We start from the raw sequence: 21,637 nt of genomic DNA, 5'->3' as shown, positions 1-21,637 counted from the left end.
AGAAAGCTTAGCATATTTATATAAATTATTTACCTGCTAGTTTTGACTTATGATGGACTACAGGGTAGTTTCTATGACAGTTTATTGACTTTAAAAATTACTTAAATCTATTATGTATAAAGGTTATTTTGGTTTAAAAGAAAGCCCTTTTTCAATCGCACCTAATCCTCGCTTTTTATTTATGAGTGAACGCCATAAAGAGGCTTTGGCTCATTTAAGTTATGGCTTGGGTGAAACAGGAGGCTTTGCACTGTTAACGGGTGAAGTTGGCACCGGAAAAACCACGATCAGTCGGCGCTTAATGGAGCAGTTACCCGAAAATACGCAAGCGGCTTTTATTCTTAATCCAACATTATCAAGCCAAGAGCTACTGGCTACTATTTGTGACGAGCTAAAGATTCGTTACCGAAAGACGGGGGCAACGTTAAAAACACTCACCGATAAAATATATGAAAAACTCAATAAAAACCATCAAGCTAATCTTAATACGTTATTAATCATTGATGAGGCGCAGCATTTGGCGCCAGAAGTTTTAGAGCAGTTACGTTTATTAACAAACTTAGAAACAGATACTAAAAAATTACTACAGGTCATTTTAATTGGTCAGCCTGAATTAAAACAATTGTTGCAACGCCGAGACTTGCGACAATTGGCACAACGCATTACTGCTCGCTATCATTTGCTGCCGTTAACTAAGGGCGAAGTAGGACATTATATCCAACACCGCTTGTCAGTAGCACAATGTGAACGTATGTTATTTGAACGTGCCGCAGTGGCGGAAATTCATCGTATTTCACAAGGTATACCGCGGATAATTAATTTGTTATGTGAGCGTTCACTGACCAACGCCTATTGCAGTAATAATGCTTTGGTGACTAAAAAAATTGTTTTATTATCTGCACAAGAAGCATTAGGCGATGAATACCAAGCGACCTATTGGTGGCAACACAAAGCGGTTAAGGCGCTAGCCGCATGTACAATGTTAGCGGTTATTGTCAGTAGCTCGTATTTCCTAGGGCAATTCTTTGGTGAAGATATTAACGAAACGTCGGCGCTCAATATTACTGAGCCTGCGGTTAATAACCTTATAAGTGACACTAGTGCTACAGCGCTTATTGCTGCGGATAATGAAAGTTTAGCGACTAACAATAAAAAAACACCAGATGAAAATTTAGTTGCATTAACAACAGACAATGCTTCTAAAGTGTTTGAAATAGAAAGCGATGGTGACAAAAAACGTGCTGTTGAGCAGCGTATCGTAACAGCCGATAACACCGCAAACGTGCTTATGCCGGACAAGAACTCTTCAGAGCAACTGTCTACATTAGCAGACAGTAAATTAGCGGAAGATAAAGCGATAAGCAAGGTTAAAGAAAAGCTTTCTGTGAAGGCGGTTGACGGTGTTTCTGATGATTTACTGGCGCTTTTTCAAAGCGCAATAGATGATACCGAGCAAGACCCTCAATTCAAAAATAGCGCAAACCAAGCTGTCGAACCTGAGGTTAATGCACCGACATTATCAGATATGCCTGCTTGGGTGCAAAGTGAGTTACCTTCATTAAATTTTCAACAACATATTTATACCAGTGAAGGTGAAAGTTGGGTAAAAGTTAATGGCAGAGATCGCTATGAAGGCGACACTATTTCTGAGAAATTAGTATTAAATCATATTTATGGTCAGAAAGTTATTTTAACGTTTAAAGGTCAGCAGTTTAGTTTACCGGCGCTTTCTTCTTGGTAATCTCTTGTTTTAAGTGGTCTGACTAATGTTTATCTGCAAGCGCTAAACGTTAGTCGATAAAGGCGGTTTTGAAAAAACCTAATAAATTAAGGTTAAATTCTTCAGGTCGAATACAGCAGTCAATTTGATCTTTGTATTTTGATTCACTCAAGTTAACTTCTTTAATCGGTATCGCTTGATTGAGGCGTATATTATAAAAAACGCGTACGTATGGGTGTAAGGGTTTTTGTTTATTTAAGCGGCTAATTAGCCCTAATTTACCACTGTTAAGTTTGACTAAGGTACCGACGGGATAAACGCCCATACACTGAATGAAGCTTTCAACTAATTCTTCGTCATAACATTCGGGGGATTCAGCAATAAGTTTCTTAAAAGCATTAATAGGGTGAACACTCTTTCTATATGGGCGATCACAAGTCATGGCGTCGTAGCTGTCAATGATAGCAAGCATCTTGCCATATTTTGATATGTCATCTCGCTTAAGGTTATTAGGATAACCCGAACCATCTAAACGTTCATGATGCTCTTGTATCATAGTCATCGCGACATGAGAAATGCTAGGACTGTCTTCTAATATCTTTAAGCCAAGCGCAACGTGACTGCGAATAATACTTTGCTCTTTAGCGGTTAACGTACCTTGTTTATTTAAAATATCGCTAGGTAATAATACTTTACCAATATCATGCAAAAAGGCACCCAGCGCTATTTCTTGGATCAAACGTTTGTCAAAGCCTAAATGTTTAGCAAAAACAGCCATCAAAATTGAAACATTGAGTGAGTGTTCAATAAGATAAGAGTCTTTAATTTGAAAACGGGACATACAGGTTAGGGCATCTTGATTTCGAAAAATAGAGTCAACCATAGCGTTAGCTGATTCTTCAACCTCGGCAATATTAATTGATTTTTTTTGTCTAATTTGCGAAAGGATTTTTTCTTGCAGTAATTTTGCGTTTTTATACAAGTCGTTGGCTTTTTTCATTTCGCTGTCAAATGATATAGCTAACTTTTCCAGCGAATTATTTTTTAGTTCAATAAGTTGCCTGGTTTTAATGTCAGCAAAAACCTTTTCAACATTAACGGTTTGCTTCTCTCTATCAGGGACAATAACGAGCTGAACAATATCAGCGTTACGTAATTGAGTAATGCTTTCAAGAGACGAAATATAACCTTCAGATTTGATCGAAAGATGATTGTTACTGGAAAATGACTTTACATACATACCAGGTTTGAGCTGATCGATAGAAATAATTTCGGTGATTTCGCTCGTTGTTATTTTGGACATATTGTTGGTCGGCTAGTTACAAAGCTATAATTGATAATAGCTTATTACTAAACAATACTTTAGATTAATTTTAGTCATTAGTGCAATTGATGGGTGAAAGGGGAAAAGGGTGAAAAAATAAAGCTTCATCTACAATTTATTGGTAAAGAGCAGATGAGGCTTTGGGACGTAAAACTTTACTTATTGCCAGCTTGGCATTTTTGCTTCAAAAGCTTTTATCGTGTCTAGCTTGTTTAATGTCCAGCCAACACTGTCGATGCCTTGTTCTAAACAATATTGATGAAACTTATCTAAACTAAAGGTGAAACTTAATTCGCCACAAGTGATTGTGTTATTGATTAAGTCGACGGTTAACTCGAGGTTTTCTTGGCTGCTCATTTTAAATAACGTGTCAATTTCTTCATCACTAAGTTTTATTGGCAGTAAACCAATATTAATACAGTTACCATAAAAGATATCGGCAAAACTTGGTGAAATTATAGCTTTGAAACCGTATTCCTCTAATGCCCATGGTGCATGTTCTCGACTTGAACCACAGCCAAAATTTTCACGGGTTAGTAGAATGCTTGCACCTTGGTATTGAGGTTTATTCAAAATGAATTCAGGGTTGTTTACTTTCCCTGATACGTCTAAATAGCGCCAGTCATGAAATAAATGCTGTCCAAAGCCTATTCGCTCTGTTTTTTGTAAAAACTGTTTTGGGATTATCTGATCGGTATCTACGTTTGCTGCATCTAAAGGAACAACTAACCCCGTATGTGTTGTAAATTTTTCCATGATTATATTCCTTGTGAATTCAAGTCAACAAAATGACCGGTAATTGCAGAAGCAGCAGCTAGCTCTGGGCTCACTAAGTGCGTTCGGCTGCCACGGCCTTGTCGGCCTTCAAAGTTACGATTACTGGTTGAAGCACAGCGGTCACCTTCTGTTAGCACATCATCGTTCATGCCTAAACACATTGAACAACCGGGTAAACGCCATTCAAAGCCGGCATTACTAAAGATTTTGTCTAAACCTTCAGCTTCTGCCTGTGCTTTTACGCGATATGAACCGGGAACAACGATGGCATCAACATTTGCTGATACTGATTTTCCCTGTGCTTGATAACTTGCAACAATACCTGCGGCCGCGCGTAAATCTTCGATACGAGAATTTGTACACGAACCAATAAAGACTTTGTTAATAGTAATATCTGTAATTTTTGTACCCGCCGTTAAGCCCATGTAGGTTAAGGCCGCCGCACAAGAATCTTTTTCTACTTGCTCGGTAAAGTCATCGGGCGATGGCACTACGCTATCGACTGAAGTAACCTGTCCTGGTGTGGTTCCCCAGGTAATTTGCGCTTTAATCTCTTCGGCTTTAAGGGTTAATATCGTGTCAAACTTAGCGCCTTCATCAGTTTTGAAGGTTTTCCAATCATTCAACGCTTCAAGCCATACGTCGCCCTTTGGCGCATATTCTTTACCTATTAGATAATCGAAGGTGGTTTTATCAGGAGCGATTAAGCCCGCTTTCGCGCCAAATTCAATGCTCATGTTACAAACGGTCATGCGTTCTTCCATGCTCAGTGCTTCGATAGCACTACCGCAATATTCAACGACATAACCGGTCGCACCCGCACTACCTGTTTTGCCAATAATCGCTAAAATAATATCTTTTGCGCTAATTCCAGCGCCTACTTGACCATTAACTTCAATTTTCATGGTTTTTGCTTTTGTTTGGCGTAAGGTTTGCGTGGCAAAAACGTGTTCAACTTCTGAAGTACCAATACCAAAGGCTAATGCGCCAAATGCGCCATGGGTTGCGGTATGAGAATCACCACAGACAATTGTTGTACCCGGTAACGTTAAGCCAAGTTCTGGCCCAATGACATGAACAATACCTTGATTTTTATGGCCCATACCAAATAGTTCAATACCAAACTCTTTACAGTTTTTTTCTAATGTTCTTAATTGATTGGCTGCGCCTTCACCCGCAGCATCAATTTCTATTGAACGGGTTGAAATGTTGTGATCCATCGTGGCAATCGTACGCTCTGGATGACGAACAGGGCGGTTATGAAACTTTAAGTTAGCAAACGCTTGTGGTGAGGTAACTTCGTGGATCAAATGACGGTCAACATAAAGCAAAGGTGTTTCACCCGCTTTTTCTTCAACAACATGCTGTTGCCATAATTTTTCATATAAGGTGGTAGCAGAATTTTTAGGACTCATCGGTTATGCCTCTGTTATTTTTTGATTAGCACTATTTTGTGCACTACTTTGTCGCGCAATAATCTGTTGGCAAATATAATCACCAACTTCAGTGGTGTTTTTAGCCTGATGTCTTTGGTTTGCGGGCAGTAAATCAGCGGTTAGCACGCCATTGTCTAATGCGCTTGCTACGGCATCTTCAATCGCTTGTGCAGCTGCACTTTCATTTAAGCTGTAACGTAGCATTAATGCTGCTGATAAAATTTGCGCGATAGGGTTAGCTATACCTTTTCCGGCAATGTCAGGCGCACTGCCACCGGCAGGTTCATACATACCAAAACCTTCGCTATTTAAACTTGCAGAAGGTAATAACCCCATAGAGCCGGTTATCATTGCGCAGATATCCGAAAGAATATCGCCAAATAAATTAGGGCATAATAAAACGTCAAATTGGTTGGGATCGCGAACAAGTTGCATGGCGGCGTTATCTACATATAAATGCTCTAAGGCAACGTCGGGGTATTCACTCGCGACTTCTTCAACCACTTGGCGCCATAATTGACTGGTCGCTAAAACATTGGCCTTATCAACAGACGTTACCTTATTGTTACGTTTTTGCGCTGCTTGAAAGGCCAAGTGAGCAATACGTTTAACTTCTCGACGAGAATAAAACATCGAGTCAAAGCCGGTTTCTTCTTCACCTTCACCACGACGTCCTTTTGGCTCACCAAAGTAGATATCGCCGGTTAACTCGCGAATAACCAGTACGTCAAAGCCTTGCTGTGAAATATCACTGCGCAATGTCGATAATGATGATAAAGCCGGTTGTAAGGTCGCTGGGCGCATATTACAAAACAAATCAAAACGGCTACGCAAGCCTAATAATGCACAACGTTCAGGTTGCTGTGTAGGAGGTAAGTTAGCCCATTTTGGACCGCCAACCGAACCAAATAAAATAGCATCGGCTTGTTCACAACCTTTCATGGTCTCATCGGGAAGGGCGTGACCGTGGCTATCAATAGCAGCACCACCAATAGCGTAATCTTGTGTCGATATTTTTATATCAAATATTGTTGCGATGGTACTTAATACTTTTTTAGCTTCAACCATTACTTCTGGTCCGATGCCATCACCGGCTAATATTGCTATGTTCGACATGTCTTTTATACCTTTAGTCAATCTTATATGTTTGAATTTATTATAATGAAGCTTGAACGTCGTTTTTTAGTTCGCTTTTTATTTCATTAATGGTGATGGCGCGATGAATACTATTCAGTGCGTGTATCAAGGCTTTTGCTGAAGCGTCGATAACATCGGTCGCTAAGCCGTAGCCATGAAATTTTCTGTCTTGCCAGGTAACCACTAAATCAGCTTTACCTAAACCGTCTTCACCTTCACCTTTATTTGATATTTTGTAATCAGCGACTTCAAAGTCAATATCAACCGCTTTTTTAATCGCTCTATATAATGAGTCAACCGGGCCATTACCCGTTTCAGAAACAATATGGCTCTCTTTACCGGCTAATAATTTAATACTTGACGTAGAAAACTCGCCGCCGCCACACTGCACGTTTAATGTTTCTAAATGATAAAATTCTTGCTCTTCACCTTGTTGTTGAATATTAAAGTGCAACGCTTCTAAATCATCATCAAAGACTTGACCTTTTTTATCGGCTAACGCCAAAAAGTCACTGTATAACTCTTCTAAGTCAAACTCAGCTTCGGTATAACCTAAACTTGCCATGCGGTGCTTAATAACGTGTCGACCACTACGTGAGGTTAAGTTTAATTTTGTTTTACTGATGCCGACACTTTCTGGGGTCATAATTTCGTAAGTATTACTGGCTTTTAACATGCCGTCTTGGTGTATACCTGACGAATGACTAAAAGCGTTACCGCCAACAATCGCTTTGTTTAATTGCACGGGCATATTACATAATTGGCTGACTAACTTTGAAGTGCGGGCAATTTCTTGATGATTAATATTGGTGTGTACATTTAAGAAGTCATGCCGGGTTTTCATGATCATCGCGACTTCTTCTAATGAACAATTACCAGCGCGCTCACCAATACCATTAATGGTACATTCAATTTGTCTAGCGCCTGCTTGTACGGCAGTCATTGAGTTGGCAACGGCTAAACCTAAATCGTTATGGCAATGCACCGAAATTACCGCTTGGTCAATATTAGGCACACGATTAAATAATTGCGTAATAATGCCGCCAAATTCATTGGGTAGGGTATAACCAACCGTATCAGGAATATTAATGGTGGTGGCACCGGCTTTTATGGCGTTTTCAACCATGCGACATAAATTGTCGATAGGGGTGCGGCCAGCATCTTCACAAGAAAACTCGACATCATCAGTAAATTTTCGGGCAAATTTAATTGCATGGATTGCCATTGCTTCAACATCGGCAAAATCTTTCTTCAATTTTTGTTGAACATGAACATCTGACGTTGAAATAAACGTATGAATACGGAATTGGTCAGCGACTTTTAACGCATCGGCACAGGCTTGAATATCGCCTTCGACAGCTCGAGCTAAAGCACAAACTCGGGAATTTTTAATGGTGCGGGCAATTTGTTGCACTGACTTAAAATCGCCTGGCGAAGAAACAGGGAAGCCAACTTCCATTACATCTACCCCTAAGCGTTCAATGGCTAGCGCGATTTGTAACTTTTCATGCACTGAAAGGCTTGCATTTAGTGCCTGCTCTCCGTCACGTAAGGTGGTGTCGAAAATAATTACCTTGCTGTCCATGTTTATTCCTTAATATTTATTGTGCTTAGGGTATTGGCTACTTACATAAAATACGGGTATAAAAAAACCCGCGGTAATATGCGCGGGTTTTAATGTTTATCTTTAATTTACAACAATAAAAAACCTATCCGCGCATTGATAATGTGAGGAGGAGGTTAATGCGAATAATGTTTTTTATGGTAATTGTTGTTGTCATTAAAGTCGTCTTATTAAGTTAGTTTAGCTCGCTAGAGCAAACAGTCATCTATTAATAGCGTATTTACTCAAATAATGTCAATTAATTATTAATATTTAAAAAGTATAATGGTGGAGCTAATGAATATAAGGCGTTCAAAACTTCCAATAATTAAGAATTTTGCGTTGCTTTAAGTTTCTGATGATATTGCGCGGTAGTGTTTTTATTGCCTGTTTGCCATTGAATCTAATATCTTCTACAGCCTCTAATATCCGAAATGACGACTTACCATCACTATAAGGATGTAACTCTTGGGCATAACGATTTATCGCCAATATAAGTGTTTCTGAAGGCGATAATGCAACAGTTAATGCTTGGGGTAATTCCTTGGCATCGGTAATGTTAATTAAGTAATCACCCGGTTGGCTATTATTGAACGCGATAACCGGCTTACCCAGTAAAGCAAACTCACCAATAACTGATGAAGTATCCGATACCATAATATCAGCCGACTGCAATAAGCTATTTATATTCGACGATGTTATTATTTTCAGGTTTTCTGAAGTGAGTTGATCATAAAGATCTAACCACTTTTTATCCATTTTTGGGTGAAACTTAATCAGCCAATTATATTTTTTATCATCCACTAAAGCGGCAATTTCTTCATATAAAAAAGGTGCGCAAGTCAACGCGGGTGAAAAAGTGGGCGCAAAGAGGATTGTTGGCAGGTTATTACTAAAATATTGCTCTTCGGGGGTATTAAATAAATTATCTAATTTTGGCCAGCCTGTTTCTTTAACATCGAAAAACTTATGCTGGTTAGCTAATTCATTAAAGCGATTGGTGGTCGCTGCCCCATGAGTACAATAGAGATCAAAGCAGTCTCTAATAACAAAGTGACCTTTTTTCTTCCACTCTAAACCATGGAAAACTTGTACTTTAATACCGGGAATAAATCGTGGGATGATATTACCCGGCACAAAGCTAGCAACAGGGTTAAAACTAATCACATCAGCAACACTGTTAAGCACCACTTCATCGCCAGCAAAATTACTCAGATTAACATCACTACCGGCCACAAACCACGCAACTTTGCTGCCTTGGCTTAGTATTTCTCGCTGTAAAGGTCGCAAAATTTCAAAAGAATAATTTTGTGAAATATAGAAAAGGTATTGTTGATTCTTGTTCATTAACTGCGCTTAGTTTTAACTATTTCGATAATTTCTGTGGTAGAAACCGAAGGTGTCCTTGGTAAATATATCACCTGACAAAGGTCTTTTAAATGATCAAATTTACCTTGCCAGTCATCACCCATAATTAATATATCGGCATTGTAGTATTTAATATATTCAGCTTTTAGTTCTAAAGATTCTTCAAGAAAAACTTCATCGACGCATCTCAAAGACCGGATAATATGCTTTCTATCTTCATCACAATATATCGGTGCTCGACCTTTTTTTGAAATATTTAATTCATCTGATGAAACACCGACAATTAAATGAGAGCCATGAAGACGAGCACGCTCTAAAATATTGACATGGCCAACATGAAAAACATCAAATGTACCAAAAGTAATTACGCGCATAGTTAAATCTCTGAAGTTATAAAATTCGCAATTCGTTCACTGCATTTACCATCAACCGTTCCCGTAAGCAGCTCGGTCATGGCTATACGGTCAGCTTCCTTCAAATCGGGATGCATAAGTTGATTACTAATTTCATGAATTAATTGTTTTATGTTTGTTGTTTGACAGGCCACTTTGGCAAAATATTTTAAATCATCATCTAATCGCTTGTTTAAACGCCATTTGAAAATCCCACGATAAGACCAACGGACCTTATAAAAGTCACACCAGATAGCGGGTTTATTTAGTGCAGTAAACTCAAAGAGTGTTGATGAGGCATCACTAAATAACAAGTCGGCAACGCCCATAAAAGGAATAATAGATGTTTCTTCAATGGAGGAAACATAGACATTATTATAAGTGTCCCAGTGTTTAAATAGTGCTTGATGCTTTTTATATTTGTTTTTTATCAGCGAAAAAAAGTGAGGTTTCAAAATTAAATTATACTGGCCTACCAAAGAGGGGAAATCATCAGGTAAGCATTCTATACTGCTGGGATAGAAAGTGGGAGCATAAAGAATCGTTTTCTTTTTAGGGTCTAATCCTAAGTCAGATAAATTGATGCAATCTGAAGTTTTCTTAATAATAGGATCCAACTTAGCATAACCCGTATCAACAAATACTTTATTGGGAAATAGGTTCTGTAAACGCTTTAATCTATGCTGACCTTCGACAAAACGGTAAGTTATATCTGATTTAGATACATCGTAATAGCATGATTTAGGACCAATACCATGTTGCATCAGTGCTGTTTTTGTAAAAGCGTTAATTTTTTTTAAGCCATTGAAGGCATTTCCAAAAATAATCCAATGAGGCTTTTTTTGCAGATAAAGTTCTCTCGCCTCATCAGAATCTTCAACAAGGGTATAACTTAGTTTTTCTTGTTCAACACTCTTTATTAATACAGTCTGTAGTTCTTTTTGATTGTATAAAAGAAAATGACAATTTACGCCATTTTTTTCAAGTGCATTTTTTACCGGCAAATACTGAGGTAAATAATAAAGATGTTGAATATCAAAAAAAACATTCATAAATTACCAGTTATAACCCAAAGTCGCACGGTAGAAAGACTCTCCATAAATATCACTACCAGCTGTTAACGAATAATTAATAAATCCATTTTTATATACTTGTTTTAAACTTAATTCTATCTCTTGGGCTCTAGAGTACTTATCTTGCGTCGAAGAATCTATAGTAGCGGTTCGAAATAGTGTTTGTAAATGATACTTGGGTGAAAAGTCCCAGTTTAGTCGGATTAACGAAGCATTTCCGGGTAAGCCATCTCTCAACTCTTTGGTATTCCCCCACCAATGACCCATTACAACTTTATCATTACGGTAACCTTCACCGTAAATTTTGTGAACATACCATGACTTGTGAAATTTAGAATGCTCAGCATACAATGAAAAGTCCTTGTTAATATATGGAAAGAATAACCCGTAGGTTTGACTTATGTTACCTAATTGAGTGTTATTGTGCCTTTTGGTATCCTCACCGGCATATTCCATATAAAAGCTAAAAGGGACCCCCTGGTAAGACAAGTCAAATTTATTGGTTAACGAAGCAATTTGATTACCCACTTCTTCATCGGTATTGGCACAGCCAGTTTCACCTGAACCACAGTTATCTGAGTTAACGGGGTCAATAATTGCATTCAAAATATCACTTAGGCCAGTGCTTCTTTCGCCACCACCAAATTGAAAGGTTCTATTAGCACCTATCGTCCACCAGCTAAAGGGTTGAAAACTCATATGCATAGTCATTAATAATGGCTTTCCTGATGATGTAGAGCCCTTATACTTTATACCCGCCATTTCCTCTAACTGTCCTAATGAAAATTCGTATTTAATATGCCAAGAGGTAATAGGTTTTACATTACTCATGGTAATAGAAAAGGTTGGAGCAGCGTTAGTAGACAGTAATGATGCACTCTCTTGTGAGGGTGATAGCCAATGTTCGCGGTAGCCAATATCAAATTGAGCATATTCATAACCCAATGAAAAGTAGCTGTTATGGGGAATAATATTCTTACCATCGACGATGGTCCCCCCTAAATTTGCGATAGCATATTGATTGAACTGATAAAATCCAGCGGCACTTGCTTGGGCGTTGCTGTCCATGGCAATACCACGATTATTGGCTATGGTGAAGTTTTTATTGTTAGATGTTGAAAGCGTAGTTGATAAATGAGTGATCGCACTCTGCTTTTTATAACGTTTTATATAAGCAGAAATTCTATAAAAAAGCTCAGGATGAGAATCTTTAATTTTGTTTAGATAATCAACAACCGTGACAATATGGTAGGGTTTACTCAACATTGGCATTCGAGAAATTGTCGCTAGACGTGCGATTTCAAGTTCAATAAGAGCATCAGTTTTTAACGGTAAGTAAGGGCTAACACCATCGGCATTAGCCTGTTTTGTATAAAATAATATAAATAAAGCGATAAAAAATAAGTATTTAGTTTTGTGCACAAAAAAAGCCATCATATAATCTAAAAATCGCGGTGATTATACGCGAGTTTTTCTAACATAATAGGGGTTACTTCCAATTATCCATTGAGCCTTTGCGACGAGAAGTTAATCTTGGCAGAATCAAACCTAAAAGTAAGCCAATAACTAACACTATAGCGCCATTATAAAACCATTCTTTTTTGATATTGGTATCTTGGTCTTTTAACTTGGCTCGTATCGTTATAAGCGTTTTATTAAGCTGGCTTATTTCATTGTTAAGTTGGGCTTTTTCACTGCTAAGGTTTTGAATAGTATTTCTACTTTGGGAAAGTTCCTCTGACATACTGTCAGTATTGCTGCTGGTATTGGCTAATTTTTCATTAAGCTCGGCAATAACAAAACGTAAGCCAGGTTTTAATGATAGATACTTACTTTCAACCCAGACATTTCTATTTTTATCATCAATGATTTCAGAGTAATCATTTTCATTCTTACCGGTTACTTTCACTTCAGTGCCTGAATTTATACTGCCTAGAATTCGATAATTATTACCCGCTCCTGAATGCATATAAATAAATAAATCGTCTGAAATATAGCCAGAAGGAAGGTTGGTTGGGCTGTCTTCTGCAAAAAGAGGGGAAGATGAACTGAGAACTAAACCAACCAATAAAGCTTTTATTATTTTCATGAAACTACCATTAACCTTTATAAAATTATGCATAGCAAAATACTAGGGGTTTGGCGGATTGATAGCAAGTTAAGTTTACGAACATTAAGGTTTTATTGATAAAATAAATAAGTGTTCTCAATATTTTGTAAACAAGATATTACATAGCTAATTCATTATGATAGTTTTTACTAAAAGTTTGTTAGGGCATCAGCAGTCAGTTAAATTTTTTGTATATCGCTATATTATATGAAAGAAACTTATGGGAATTGGCATTCGCTATTTGTTTTCATATGTCGCTGTTGTAAACTCACTATGTTGACATAATAAAACAAATTATTGGAAGAATATGGTTACCGAAATTGAGCTTAAGTATTTTGTTATAAGTGATAATACTCAAGAAAAAATCACCCAGTTATTCACCACAAAACAGCTGTCATTTAGCTGCGAAACAAAGCAATTATCGAACTGCTATTACGATACAACTAATTTAGATTTTCGCCGTCATGATATGGGGCTAAGAATTAGAGGTTGTGACGGAAAGTTAGAGCAAACCATAAAAACAGCTGGGGTGGTAATTGCAGGTTTACATCAGCGACCAGAGTATAACGTTAATATTGTTAATAACTTCCCTGAACTTTCCTCGTTCCCAAATGAAATTTGGCAGTCAACCCAAAAGGTAGAGCAGTTACAAGAATCGTTAATCCCCCTTTTTTCAACGGACTTTACCCGTATTATTTGGTTAGTTACTTTATCGTCGGGTACCGTGGTAGAAGTTGCCTTCGATCAAGGCGATATTAGTAGCGATGGTCGCAGTGTTAAAATTTGTGAACTCGAACTAGAACTTGTCAGTGGCATAACCTCAGATTTATTGTTGCTTGCCAAGTTATTATTTTCTGTACTGCTTGTTAGGCCAAGTAGCCAAAGTAAAGCGGCTCGTGGCTATGGTTTATGGAAAAACATCCCCGTTAATTATAAAAAAAATATTACCGATATTCTTCCCATCGACCGTAGTCACTCTATTTCTAATGCCTTTTCTACCGGTATCAATTATTGCCTAGTTAACCTACATGATCATATTGAATACTATATAACGTCGCCAAGCTTAGTCGAGTTAGAAAAAATAACAGAAACTTTATCGTTAATTCGCCACGGTTTCTGGCTATTTGCAGACTATCTACCCGAAGAAGCCGTAAAAATTCGTGATGAACTAAGCTATTTTGTGCACTTACTCTCTTGGGTTGATAATGCCGTTAACCTACAAGAACTTACTAATAAAACGGGTAATTATAGACGCAAGTTAAATTACAGCGAACAATTAGTAGAACAACTAAGAATGGAGAAACGTCGTCTTCCAACGAGCGAAAATGTTATCGAATTATTGCATGGCCAGCGTTTTAATACCCTGCAGGCTAATTTGCTGGAAATGCTATTAACTGAAGATACACAGTTTAGTGACTCGTTGTTGCCTTTTGCGCAGCAAAGTTTAACGAAAAGTATGGCGGTGTTATTTGCTGATAGCACACCATCGCAGTCGCTGAGCAGTGAACAATACTTATCGCAAGCAAAACTGTTAAACCGAAGTTTACTGACAGGCACTTGGTTTGGTTTATTGTTTGATGAAGAAGAACGTAAACAATATCGAGCACCTTGGTTGGACATTCAGCAAGGGATCAGTGAATTACAAACATTGTGGATTATTCACCAGCAACTACAAACGTTAGATGAAAAACCTAAAAAACTCGTTTTATGGCAAGGAAGCAAAGTTGAAGGGTTACTCATTGCGTTAGACAGCTCCAGAAATATGGCGTTATTAACAAAGCCGTACTGGTTAGATGAGTCATAGCTGTTTATCAGTTCGAATAGAGAAAGGTTTTAGATAATGTTGAAGATAATTAGTAGGGTCATAAATTAATGAAGTGGGTTGTTAAATTAAGTTTATTGTTAAGTAGTTTTATTACCTGTGTAAGTTTGGCGAGTGTTTATAACCTCCCTGCCGCCAATTCAAGGTTAGTGGGTGAGGATATTACCCATAAAGCAGTAAAAGGCGATTACTTTCAAGCTTTAGCTGAAAATTATAACGTAGGTTTTTTTGCCTTACTTGCCGCTAACCCCGGTGTTGATCCTTTTTTATTGGCTCTTGATGATAATATTGTTATTCCTAAGCAGATGCTTCTACCCTTTGGCAAGCGTGAAGGTATTGTCATTAATCTCGCTGAGTTACGCTTGTACTACTACCCGAAAGGAGAGAAATTAGTTTACGTTTTCCCTGTGGGTATTGGTAGAGAAGGACTAGAAACACCACATTTAACCAGTACTATTGGCGACAAACGTAAAAACCCGAGTTGGCGTCCAACAGCAGAGATGCGCGCACGTTATTTTGCCGAACATGGCAAAGAGATGGTCAGAGAAGTACCCGCAGGACCCAATAATCCCTTTGGTAAATATGCATTACGTATTGGCACAAGTGAGTACCTACTTCATGGCTCCAATAAGCGCTTTGGTATCGGTATGCGAGCAAGCTCTGGCTGTATTCGTATGTACGATGATGACATAGAATGGTTATATAATAATATTCCCGTAGGCACACCTATTCGCATATTCGAACAGCCCATTAAAATGTCTTATGAACAGGAAGGCAAAAAGATAGAAGTACATCGTCCGTTGACGCCTGATGATGGCGCCGAAGTTGAATTAGCGATGACAAAGGCAGTAAAACATTTTATCGGTAATGATGCTCAAATGTTAAAAAAAGTGAGTTCACTACTAGCTAATCCAGAAGGTGTAGTCGTATCATTAAATTGAGCTTAAGTGATATTGTTAATTAGAGTGAAATAGAACTCCGTTAGGATGAATTCAAGCTCCGTTAGGATGAACTCAAACTTCGTTAGGATGAAGCCAAACGAAGTCATCCTGAACTTGTTTCAGGATCTGTACCTAACAACTAGAAGCCCAGATACTGAAATAAATTCAGCATGACGGGAATGGATACTGAAACAAGTTCAGTGTGAATCCAAACTCCATCAGCATGAACTCAAACTCCATCAGAATGAACCCAACCGCCGTCATCCTGAACTTGTTTCAGGATCTCGTACCTAACAACCCAAAGCCCAGATACTGAAATGAATTCAGCATGACGAGAGTGGAAATTGAAATAAATTCAGGATGACGAGAGTGGATACTGAAATAAATGCAGTATGTACTCAAACCCCATTAGAATGAACCCAATCGCCGTCATCCTGAACTTGTTTCAGGATCTCGTTCTTAACAACCCAAAGCCTAGATACTGAAATAAATTCAGCATGACGGGAATGGATACTGAAATAAATTCAGCATGACGAGAGTGGATACTGAAACAAGTTTAGTGTGAACCCAAACTCCATCAGCATGAACCTAACCGCCGTCATCCTGAACTTGTTTCAGGATCTGTACCTAACAACTAGAAGCCCAGATACTGAAATGAATTCAGCATGACGGGAGTGGAAGCTGAAACAAGTTCAGTATGACGGGAATGGATACTGAAATAAATTCAGCATGAATCCAAACTCCATCAGCATGAACTCAAACTCCATCAGAATGAACCCAACCTCCGTCATCCTGAACTTGTTTCAGGATCTCGTCCCTAACAACCCAAAGCCCAGATACTGAAATAAATTCAGCATGACGGGAATGGATACTGAAACAAGTTCAGTGTGAACCCAATCGCCATCAGCATGAACGCAAACACCATTAGCATGACTCAAAACGCTGTCATCCTGAACTCGTTTCAGGATCTCGTCCTTAACAACTTGAAGACCAGGTACTGAATTTATTTCAGCATGACGAGAATGGATACTGAAATAAATTCAGCATCAACGCAACACCCATCAGCGTGAACGCAAACACCATTAGCATGACTCAAAACGCCGTCATCCTGAACTCGTTTCAGGATCTCGTCCTTAACAACTCTAAGCCCAGATACTGAAACAAGTTCAGCATGACGGGAATGGAAACAGAAACAAGTTCGGCATGACGAGAGTGGAAACTGAAATAAATTCAGAATGAAACCAAACTCCGTCATCCTGGACTCATTTCAGTATTCTCGGGGCTGTAATAGGTTTTTTACACGTTCAAATGATAGCTCGTTAATGTGGTAATAAAAAAAACGAGACTTATTAAGTCTCGTTTTTTATTGTTTACGCTAAATACTCAAAAAACTAATGAAGAATACGTGCGCGTATTGTGCCGTCAATTTGTTTTAATTCACGTAATGCTAGTACACTATCTTGTGCTTCAATATCAATAACTACATAACCAATTTGATCATCTGTTTGTAAGTACTGTGCAGCAATATTAATATTGTGCTTAGCAAATGCTTGGTTAATTTGGGTTAACACACCCGGTTGGTTACGGTGTATATGTAATAAACGGCTTGTTCCCGTATGACCAGGCAAAGAAACTTCAGGGAAGTTTACTGCCGAAAGTGTTGAACCGTTGTCAGAGTATTTTGCCATTTTGCTGGCAACTTCTAAGCCGATATTCGACTGGGCTTCTTTCGTACTACCACCAATATGTGGCGTCAAAATAACGTTGTCGAATGCACGTAATGGTGAAATAAACTCTTCATCATTACCTTTGGGTTCAACAGGAAAAACATCGATTGCTGCGCCAGCGACTTTTTTACTTTTAAGCGCTTCAGCTAATGCATCAATATCAACGACAGTACCACGAGAAGCATTGATAAAAATAACACCGTCTTTCATGAGTGCAAATTCTTTTGCTGCCATCATGTTTTGCGTTTGAACCGTTTCAGGTACGTGTAAGCTAACTACATCAGCTTCTTTTAATAAAACTTTTAAACTTGATGCTTGGCTCGCATTACCTAACGGAAGTTTGGTTTCGATATCATAAAAGCGTACTCGCATACCTAAGGTTTCAGCTAAAATACCTAATTGCATGCCAATATGGCCGTAACCAATAATACCTAAGGTTTTGCCACGAGCTTCTACCGAGCCAGCCGCAGATTTATTCCATTCACCGCGATGAGCTTTAGCGCTTTTTTCAGGAATACCACGTAATAATAATAAGGTTTCACCTAAGACTAGTTCGGCAACCGATCGTGTATTTGAAAACGGGGCATTAAATACTGGAATGCCACGTTTTTGTGCCGCTTTAATTTCAACTTGGTTAGTACCTATACAGAAACAACCAATAGCCGCGAGTTTTTTTGCATGGCTTAGTACATGGTCAGTTAACTGAGTACGAGAACGAATACCAATAAAGTGAACATTAGCAATTTTTTTGATCAAATCTTCTTCAGCAAGCGATGTACTAATACATTCAATATTGCTGTAGCCTTTCATTTTTAACTCTTCAACAGCGCTCGGGTGGACACCTTCAAGTAATAAAATCTTAATTTTTTCTTTTGCTAATGAATTATTGCTCATTTTCTAATATCTCATGTAGGACTATAGTGGTCATTGCCTTAACCAAATATAAAGTGTTTAGATGGCTAGATTTCTAAACTAGCATATAGTGTATAAACTCTAAAGATTTATTTTATGAGTTTTGCGCCATCTTGAGTGCCTAAAATTAAAACATCAGCGCCACGTAGTGCAAATAAACCATTAGTAACAACACCTACAATGGCATTAATATCGCTTTCAAGTTTTTTAGGATCAAGTATCTCTAAGTTATGCACATCGAGAATCACACAACCGTTATCGGTAATTACGCCTTGGCGATAAACCGGGTCACCACCTAGTTTAACTAATTCGCGCGCTACATAGCTTCGTGCCATTGGAATAACTTCTACCGGTAAAGGAAATTTTCCTAGCATTTTTACTTGTTTACTTTCATCGGCAATACAGACAAATGTTTTTGCTACAGCCGCGACAATTTTCTCTCGGGTTAGTGCTGCACCACCACCTTTTATCATCGACAGATATTCAGTAATTTCATCGGCGCCATCAACATAAACATCAACGCTACCAACATTATTCAATTCAAACACTTCGATACCATGGGCTTTCAATCTTTGAGTCGACGCTTCAGAGCTAGAAACAGCACCTTCAATGTCGTCTTTGATTGTTGCTAGGGCGTCAATAAAGTGATTAACAGTAGACCCGGTGCCTACGCCAACAATGGTATCGTTTTTAATAAATTCGAGTGCTTTAAGGGCTGCTGCCTTCTTCATTTCATCTTGTGTCATGTGAATCCTAATTAGCGAGGGGAAATTAGGTAGAAGTATATCAGCAGATGATTAAATATCGAAGTTATAGCTGGTTGTAGGGGTGATAATTTTAGGCAGTGGAATATCCCAACTTTCAAAGGGAATAGTGTTAACTTTTTGGCAATCGTGAGCTAAGCCAACTGGTAAGGGTTTAGCTTGTTTGTTTTGTTGATATTGAGCATGCCAAGCCGAAAGTGTTCGGTCATAAAAACCACCGCCCATGCCTAAGCGATTACCATATCGGTCAAAGGCGACTAAGGGGGTAAAAATAACATCAAGCTGAGCGACCGTTATTATATCTTGAACGTTAAGCTTAGGCTCTAAAATACCATATTTATTTTTGACGAGAATAGACGTCTCAGCATATTTTAAAAAGAGTAAGTTATTCTTACTAAAAGGATGTATTACCGGTAAATATACGGTGATGTTATTTTGCCAGCACCAATCAATAAAAGGCTGAGTATTTAACTCGCCATCATTGGCTAAATAAATCGCGATGTGTTTAACGCCTTTGACTACTTGTTCTTTAATGAGTCTTTTAGATAATAAAAGTGATTGTTCCGCTTGCTGGTCAGCGCCTAATAAACTGCGTTGATAGCGAATCTGTTGGCGAAGCACATCTCTTGTTTTCATGATATTTAATCCCCTTATAAAACAAGTCTAACGACAACAAGTAAGTTACAGTAAAAATCAGCTATAAAAAAGCCAACAATAAATGTTGGCTTTTCAGAGTCACTTTAACGATGAACGATAGTTAACTAAGCGTTAGTCGTTGCCGTTGAACCATTTGCGTTAGTCGTAGATGCTTCTGAATCATCAGGCAAATTTTCCCAAAATCTAGATTTGAAACCAATCAACAAAATGATTAAACCAATACCAATGCTAAATAAGCTAATTTGAATATAAAGCGAAGGTATTTGCGCGACGTTATTTGGATCGTAATTACCGGCTAATAAACCAGAAATTATATTACCTATTGAATAAGTTAAAACAAATACGCCCATCATTTGTCCTGCAAAGCGTTTAGGTGATAATTTACTTACCGCACTAAGTGCTACAGGGCTTAAACAAAGTTCACCAACTGTATGTAGGAAGTAAGTTGCTACTAACCAGTAAGGGGCAACTTTCATTCCTGAAGCAGCATATTGTGCAGCAAAAAACATCACGATAAAACCACTCGCCATGATGATTAGTCCAACAGCACACTTTATTCCATAAGAAGGACTTACCAGTCTTTTACCTAAGTTAATCCATAAAGCAGCAAAAAAGGGTGATAGTAAAACGATAAAAAAGGAGTTTGCAGATTGAAACCAACCCGTAGGTATTTCAAATGATCCTATGACGCGGTCAGTATAATCGCGCGCGAATAAATTCATCGACGAACCCGCTTGCTCAAAGCCCGACCAAAAACAAGCTGATGCAATACAGATCAATAATAATGCCCAGAGTTTTTTCTTTTCATTTTGCGTTAGGTTACTACCAAAATATATTACCGCATAATAAATAACGAAAATTGCAGAGAATGCTACGGCAACGTATTGAGCGACAGTTACAGGAACAATAGTAATAATGCCTTGAAAAGTAGCATAGGTAACAAACGCAATAACCGCTAAAACAATACCAATAATTGTCCAGCTGGTTTTTTGTGCTTTCTCTGACATAGGATATACTGGCTTTTCTCCAATACCTTGAAGCTTAGGGGTAGTCAATTTGTATTGAATTAAACCTAATGCCATACCAATAGCTGCGGCGCCAAACGCCCAATGCCAACCAACATTTTCCATTAAGTAGCCACAAACTGCATAGCCAATAACTGAACCTAAATTGATGCCCATATAATAAATGGCATAACCACTATCACGACGAACATCTTCATCTGAGTATAGTTGACCTACCATAGCGCCAATATTTGGTTTTAATAAACCCGTACCTAAAATGACGACGATTAAACCAATAAAAAAGGTGGTGTCATTCGGAATAGCTAAGATGATATGGCCAATCATAATAATGATTGCGCCGTACCAAACTGCTTTTTGACCACCAATTAATCGGTCAGCTATCCAACCGCCAGGTAAGCCCATAAAATAAACACTACCAGTATATAAACCATATATAGCAGCTGCAGAAGCGACGGTTAAACTTAAGCCTCCTTCTTGTAAAGTAGCGGTCATAAATAATACAAGTAGCATACGCATACCGTAATAACTCATGCGCTCCCACATTTCTGTAACAAACAGCGTTTGTAACCCTGCCGGATGGCCAAAAAAAGAACCTGAATCAGGTTTGCTCATAAAAAATTCCTCTAAGATAAGTGTAAATTACAGATAAATATTATTATTTTAATTCGCTAAAAACATTTTAAAATATTGAAATAAGTTCTTTGCGCTGTAATTATTGTCAAATTTATTTGCGAAAGTCAGCGTGTGTTATACCTGTGCTTGCCATGAAAGGCAATAGTTTGGCACCGAGATTTGATTAAGCAGATGTAATGTTTTAGTTACTTTTGATATTTTTAGAAAGAAAAATAA

The 21,637-nt window shown here is 38.2% G+C and carries 17 protein-coding genes; 3 read left to right on the top strand and 14 right to left on the bottom strand.

Annotated features, from left to right (window positions below; genetic code table 11):
• The first annotated feature begins 112 nt into the window (after positions 1 to 112).
• Positions 113 to 1,741 carry an AAA family ATPase gene (locus H4J75_RS00335; protein ID WP_182221055.1) on the top strand — a complete coding sequence of 543 codons (1,629 nt, stop codon included), beginning with the start codon at positions 113 to 115 and terminating at the stop codon, positions 1,739 to 1,741.
• A gap of 49 nt (positions 1,742 to 1,790) precedes the next feature.
• Here the strand turns inward: H4J75_RS00335 and H4J75_RS00330 are convergent, their stop codons facing one another.
• From H4J75_RS00330 to H4J75_RS00285, 10 genes are all read right to left on the bottom strand, one after another.
• Positions 1,791 to 3,023, bottom strand: a complete 1,233-nt coding sequence (locus H4J75_RS00330) for an HD-GYP domain-containing protein (protein ID WP_182221054.1) — start codon at positions 3,021 to 3,023, stop codon at positions 1,791 to 1,793.
• 180 nt (positions 3,024 to 3,203) lie between these two features.
• Positions 3,204 to 3,800: a 3-isopropylmalate dehydratase small subunit gene (gene leuD / locus H4J75_RS00325; protein ID WP_182221053.1), complete on the bottom strand. Its 597-nt coding sequence runs from the start codon at positions 3,798 to 3,800 to the stop codon at positions 3,204 to 3,206.
• A 2-nt stretch (positions 3,801 to 3,802) separates the two neighbouring features.
• Positions 3,803 to 5,236, bottom strand: a complete 1,434-nt coding sequence (leuC, locus tag H4J75_RS00320; RefSeq protein WP_182221052.1) for a 3-isopropylmalate dehydratase large subunit — start codon at positions 5,234 to 5,236, stop codon at positions 3,803 to 3,805.
• A gap of 3 nt (positions 5,237 to 5,239) precedes the next feature.
• Complete coding sequence (gene leuB, locus H4J75_RS00315) at positions 5,240 to 6,373, bottom strand: 3-isopropylmalate dehydrogenase (RefSeq protein ID WP_182221051.1); 1,134 nt, start codon at positions 6,371 to 6,373, stop codon at positions 5,240 to 5,242.
• 40 nt (positions 6,374 to 6,413) lie between these two features.
• Positions 6,414 to 7,979 (bottom strand): 2-isopropylmalate synthase, encoded by a 1,566-nt coding sequence (gene leuA, locus H4J75_RS00310; protein ID WP_182213553.1) that lies wholly within the window; start codon positions 7,977 to 7,979, stop codon positions 6,414 to 6,416.
• 330 nt (positions 7,980 to 8,309) lie between these two features.
• Positions 8,310 to 9,344 (bottom strand): CDP-glycerol glycerophosphotransferase family protein, encoded by a 1,035-nt coding sequence (locus H4J75_RS00305; RefSeq protein WP_182221050.1) that lies wholly within the window; start codon positions 9,342 to 9,344, stop codon positions 8,310 to 8,312.
• Positions 9,344 to 9,739, bottom strand: a complete 396-nt coding sequence (locus H4J75_RS00300; protein WP_070374594.1) for an adenylyltransferase/cytidyltransferase family protein — start codon at positions 9,737 to 9,739, stop codon at positions 9,344 to 9,346. Before H4J75_RS00300 ends, H4J75_RS00305 begins: the two co-directional genes overlap by 1 nt.
• 2 nt (positions 9,740 to 9,741) lie before the next feature.
• Positions 9,742 to 10,809, bottom strand: coding sequence for a CDP-glycerol glycerophosphotransferase family protein (locus tag H4J75_RS00295; protein WP_182221049.1), 1,068 nt, complete (start codon positions 10,807 to 10,809; stop codon positions 9,742 to 9,744).
• Between the two features lie 3 nt (positions 10,810 to 10,812).
• Positions 10,813 to 12,252 (bottom strand): capsule assembly Wzi family protein, encoded by a 1,440-nt coding sequence (locus H4J75_RS00290; protein WP_182221048.1) that lies wholly within the window; start codon positions 12,250 to 12,252, stop codon positions 10,813 to 10,815.
• 67 nt (positions 12,253 to 12,319) lie between these two features.
• Positions 12,320 to 12,919, bottom strand: a complete 600-nt coding sequence (locus H4J75_RS00285; protein WP_070374591.1) for a TIGR04211 family SH3 domain-containing protein — start codon at positions 12,917 to 12,919, stop codon at positions 12,320 to 12,322.
• Between the two features lie 328 nt (positions 12,920 to 13,247).
• Here H4J75_RS00285 and H4J75_RS00280 point away from each other — a divergent pair, with 328 nt between their 5' ends.
• Entirely contained in the window at positions 13,248 to 14,744 is a 1,497-nt protein-coding gene (locus tag H4J75_RS00280; RefSeq protein WP_182221047.1) for a CYTH domain-containing protein, read from the top strand.
• A 68-nt stretch (positions 14,745 to 14,812) separates the two neighbouring features.
• On the top strand, positions 14,813 to 15,703 hold the full coding sequence (locus tag H4J75_RS00275) for a L,D-transpeptidase family protein (protein ID WP_182221046.1): 891 nt from the start codon (positions 14,813 to 14,815) through the stop codon (positions 15,701 to 15,703).
• Positions 15,704 to 17,094: 1,391 nt separating this feature from the next.
• Here the strand turns inward: H4J75_RS00275 and serA are convergent.
• The 4 genes from serA to H4J75_RS00255 form a co-directional block, all read right to left on the bottom strand.
• Positions 17,095 to 18,324, bottom strand: coding sequence for a phosphoglycerate dehydrogenase (gene serA, locus H4J75_RS00270; RefSeq protein ID WP_182218522.1), 1,230 nt, complete (start codon positions 18,322 to 18,324; stop codon positions 17,095 to 17,097).
• Positions 18,325 to 18,431: 107 nt separating this feature from the next.
• Positions 18,432 to 19,088 carry a ribose-5-phosphate isomerase RpiA gene (rpiA, locus tag H4J75_RS00265; RefSeq protein WP_182221045.1) on the bottom strand — a complete coding sequence of 219 codons (657 nt, stop codon included), beginning with the start codon at positions 19,086 to 19,088 and terminating at the stop codon, positions 18,432 to 18,434.
• Positions 19,089 to 19,139: 51 nt separating this feature from the next.
• Entirely contained in the window at positions 19,140 to 19,742 is a 603-nt protein-coding gene (locus H4J75_RS00260; RefSeq protein WP_182221044.1) for a 5-formyltetrahydrofolate cyclo-ligase, read from the bottom strand.
• Between the two features lie 125 nt (positions 19,743 to 19,867).
• Positions 19,868 to 21,400 carry a peptide MFS transporter gene (locus tag H4J75_RS00255; protein WP_182221043.1) on the bottom strand — a complete coding sequence of 511 codons (1,533 nt, stop codon included), beginning with the start codon at positions 21,398 to 21,400 and terminating at the stop codon, positions 19,868 to 19,870.
• Positions 21,401 to 21,637: the final 237 nt, after the last annotated feature.

It is taken from the genome of Colwellia sp. BRX10-1 (genome assembly GCF_014077545.1).
Lineage (GTDB): Bacteria > Pseudomonadota > Gammaproteobacteria > Enterobacterales > Alteromonadaceae > Colwellia_A.
This window is presented reverse-complemented; position numbering and strand designations above follow the sequence as displayed.

Bases quoted from the DNA above. Each gene is read 5' to 3' on its own strand.
- H4J75_RS00280 (WP_182221047.1), top strand. From the start codon at position 13,248: ATGGTTACCGAAATTGAGCTTAAGTATTTTGTTATAAGTGATAATACT.
- H4J75_RS00300 (WP_070374594.1), bottom strand. From the start codon at position 9,739: ATGCGCGTAATTACTTTTGGTACATTTGATGTTTTTCATGTTGGCCAT.
- leuD (WP_182221053.1), bottom strand. From the start codon at position 3,800: ATGGAAAAATTTACAACACATACGGGGTTAGTTGTTCCTTTAGATGCA.
- H4J75_RS00335 (WP_182221055.1), top strand. From the start codon at position 113: ATGTATAAAGGTTATTTTGGTTTAAAAGAAAGCCCTTTTTCAATCGCA.
- leuB (WP_182221051.1), bottom strand. From the start codon at position 6,373: ATGTCGAACATAGCAATATTAGCCGGTGATGGCATCGGACCAGAAGTA.
- H4J75_RS00275 (WP_182221046.1), top strand. From the start codon at position 14,813: ATGAAGTGGGTTGTTAAATTAAGTTTATTGTTAAGTAGTTTTATTACC.
- H4J75_RS00295 (WP_182221049.1), bottom strand. From the start codon at position 10,809: ATGAATGTTTTTTTTGATATTCAACATCTTTATTATTTACCTCAGTAT.
- H4J75_RS00260 (WP_182221044.1), bottom strand. From the start codon at position 19,742: ATGAAAACAAGAGATGTGCTTCGCCAACAGATTCGCTATCAACGCAGT.
- leuA (WP_182213553.1), bottom strand. From the start codon at position 7,979: ATGGACAGCAAGGTAATTATTTTCGACACCACCTTACGTGACGGAGAG.
- serA (WP_182218522.1), bottom strand. From the start codon at position 18,324: ATGAGCAATAATTCATTAGCAAAAGAAAAAATTAAGATTTTATTACTT.
- H4J75_RS00305 (WP_182221050.1), bottom strand. From the start codon at position 9,344: ATGAACAAGAATCAACAATACCTTTTCTATATTTCACAAAATTATTCT.
- H4J75_RS00330 (WP_182221054.1), bottom strand. From the start codon at position 3,023: ATGTCCAAAATAACAACGAGCGAAATCACCGAAATTATTTCTATCGAT.
- leuC (WP_182221052.1), bottom strand. From the start codon at position 5,236: ATGAGTCCTAAAAATTCTGCTACCACCTTATATGAAAAATTATGGCAA.
- H4J75_RS00255 (WP_182221043.1), bottom strand. From the start codon at position 21,400: ATGAGCAAACCTGATTCAGGTTCTTTTTTTGGCCATCCGGCAGGGTTA.
- H4J75_RS00285 (WP_070374591.1), bottom strand. From the start codon at position 12,919: ATGAAAATAATAAAAGCTTTATTGGTTGGTTTAGTTCTCAGTTCATCT.
- rpiA (WP_182221045.1), bottom strand. From the start codon at position 19,088: ATGACACAAGATGAAATGAAGAAGGCAGCAGCCCTTAAAGCACTCGAA.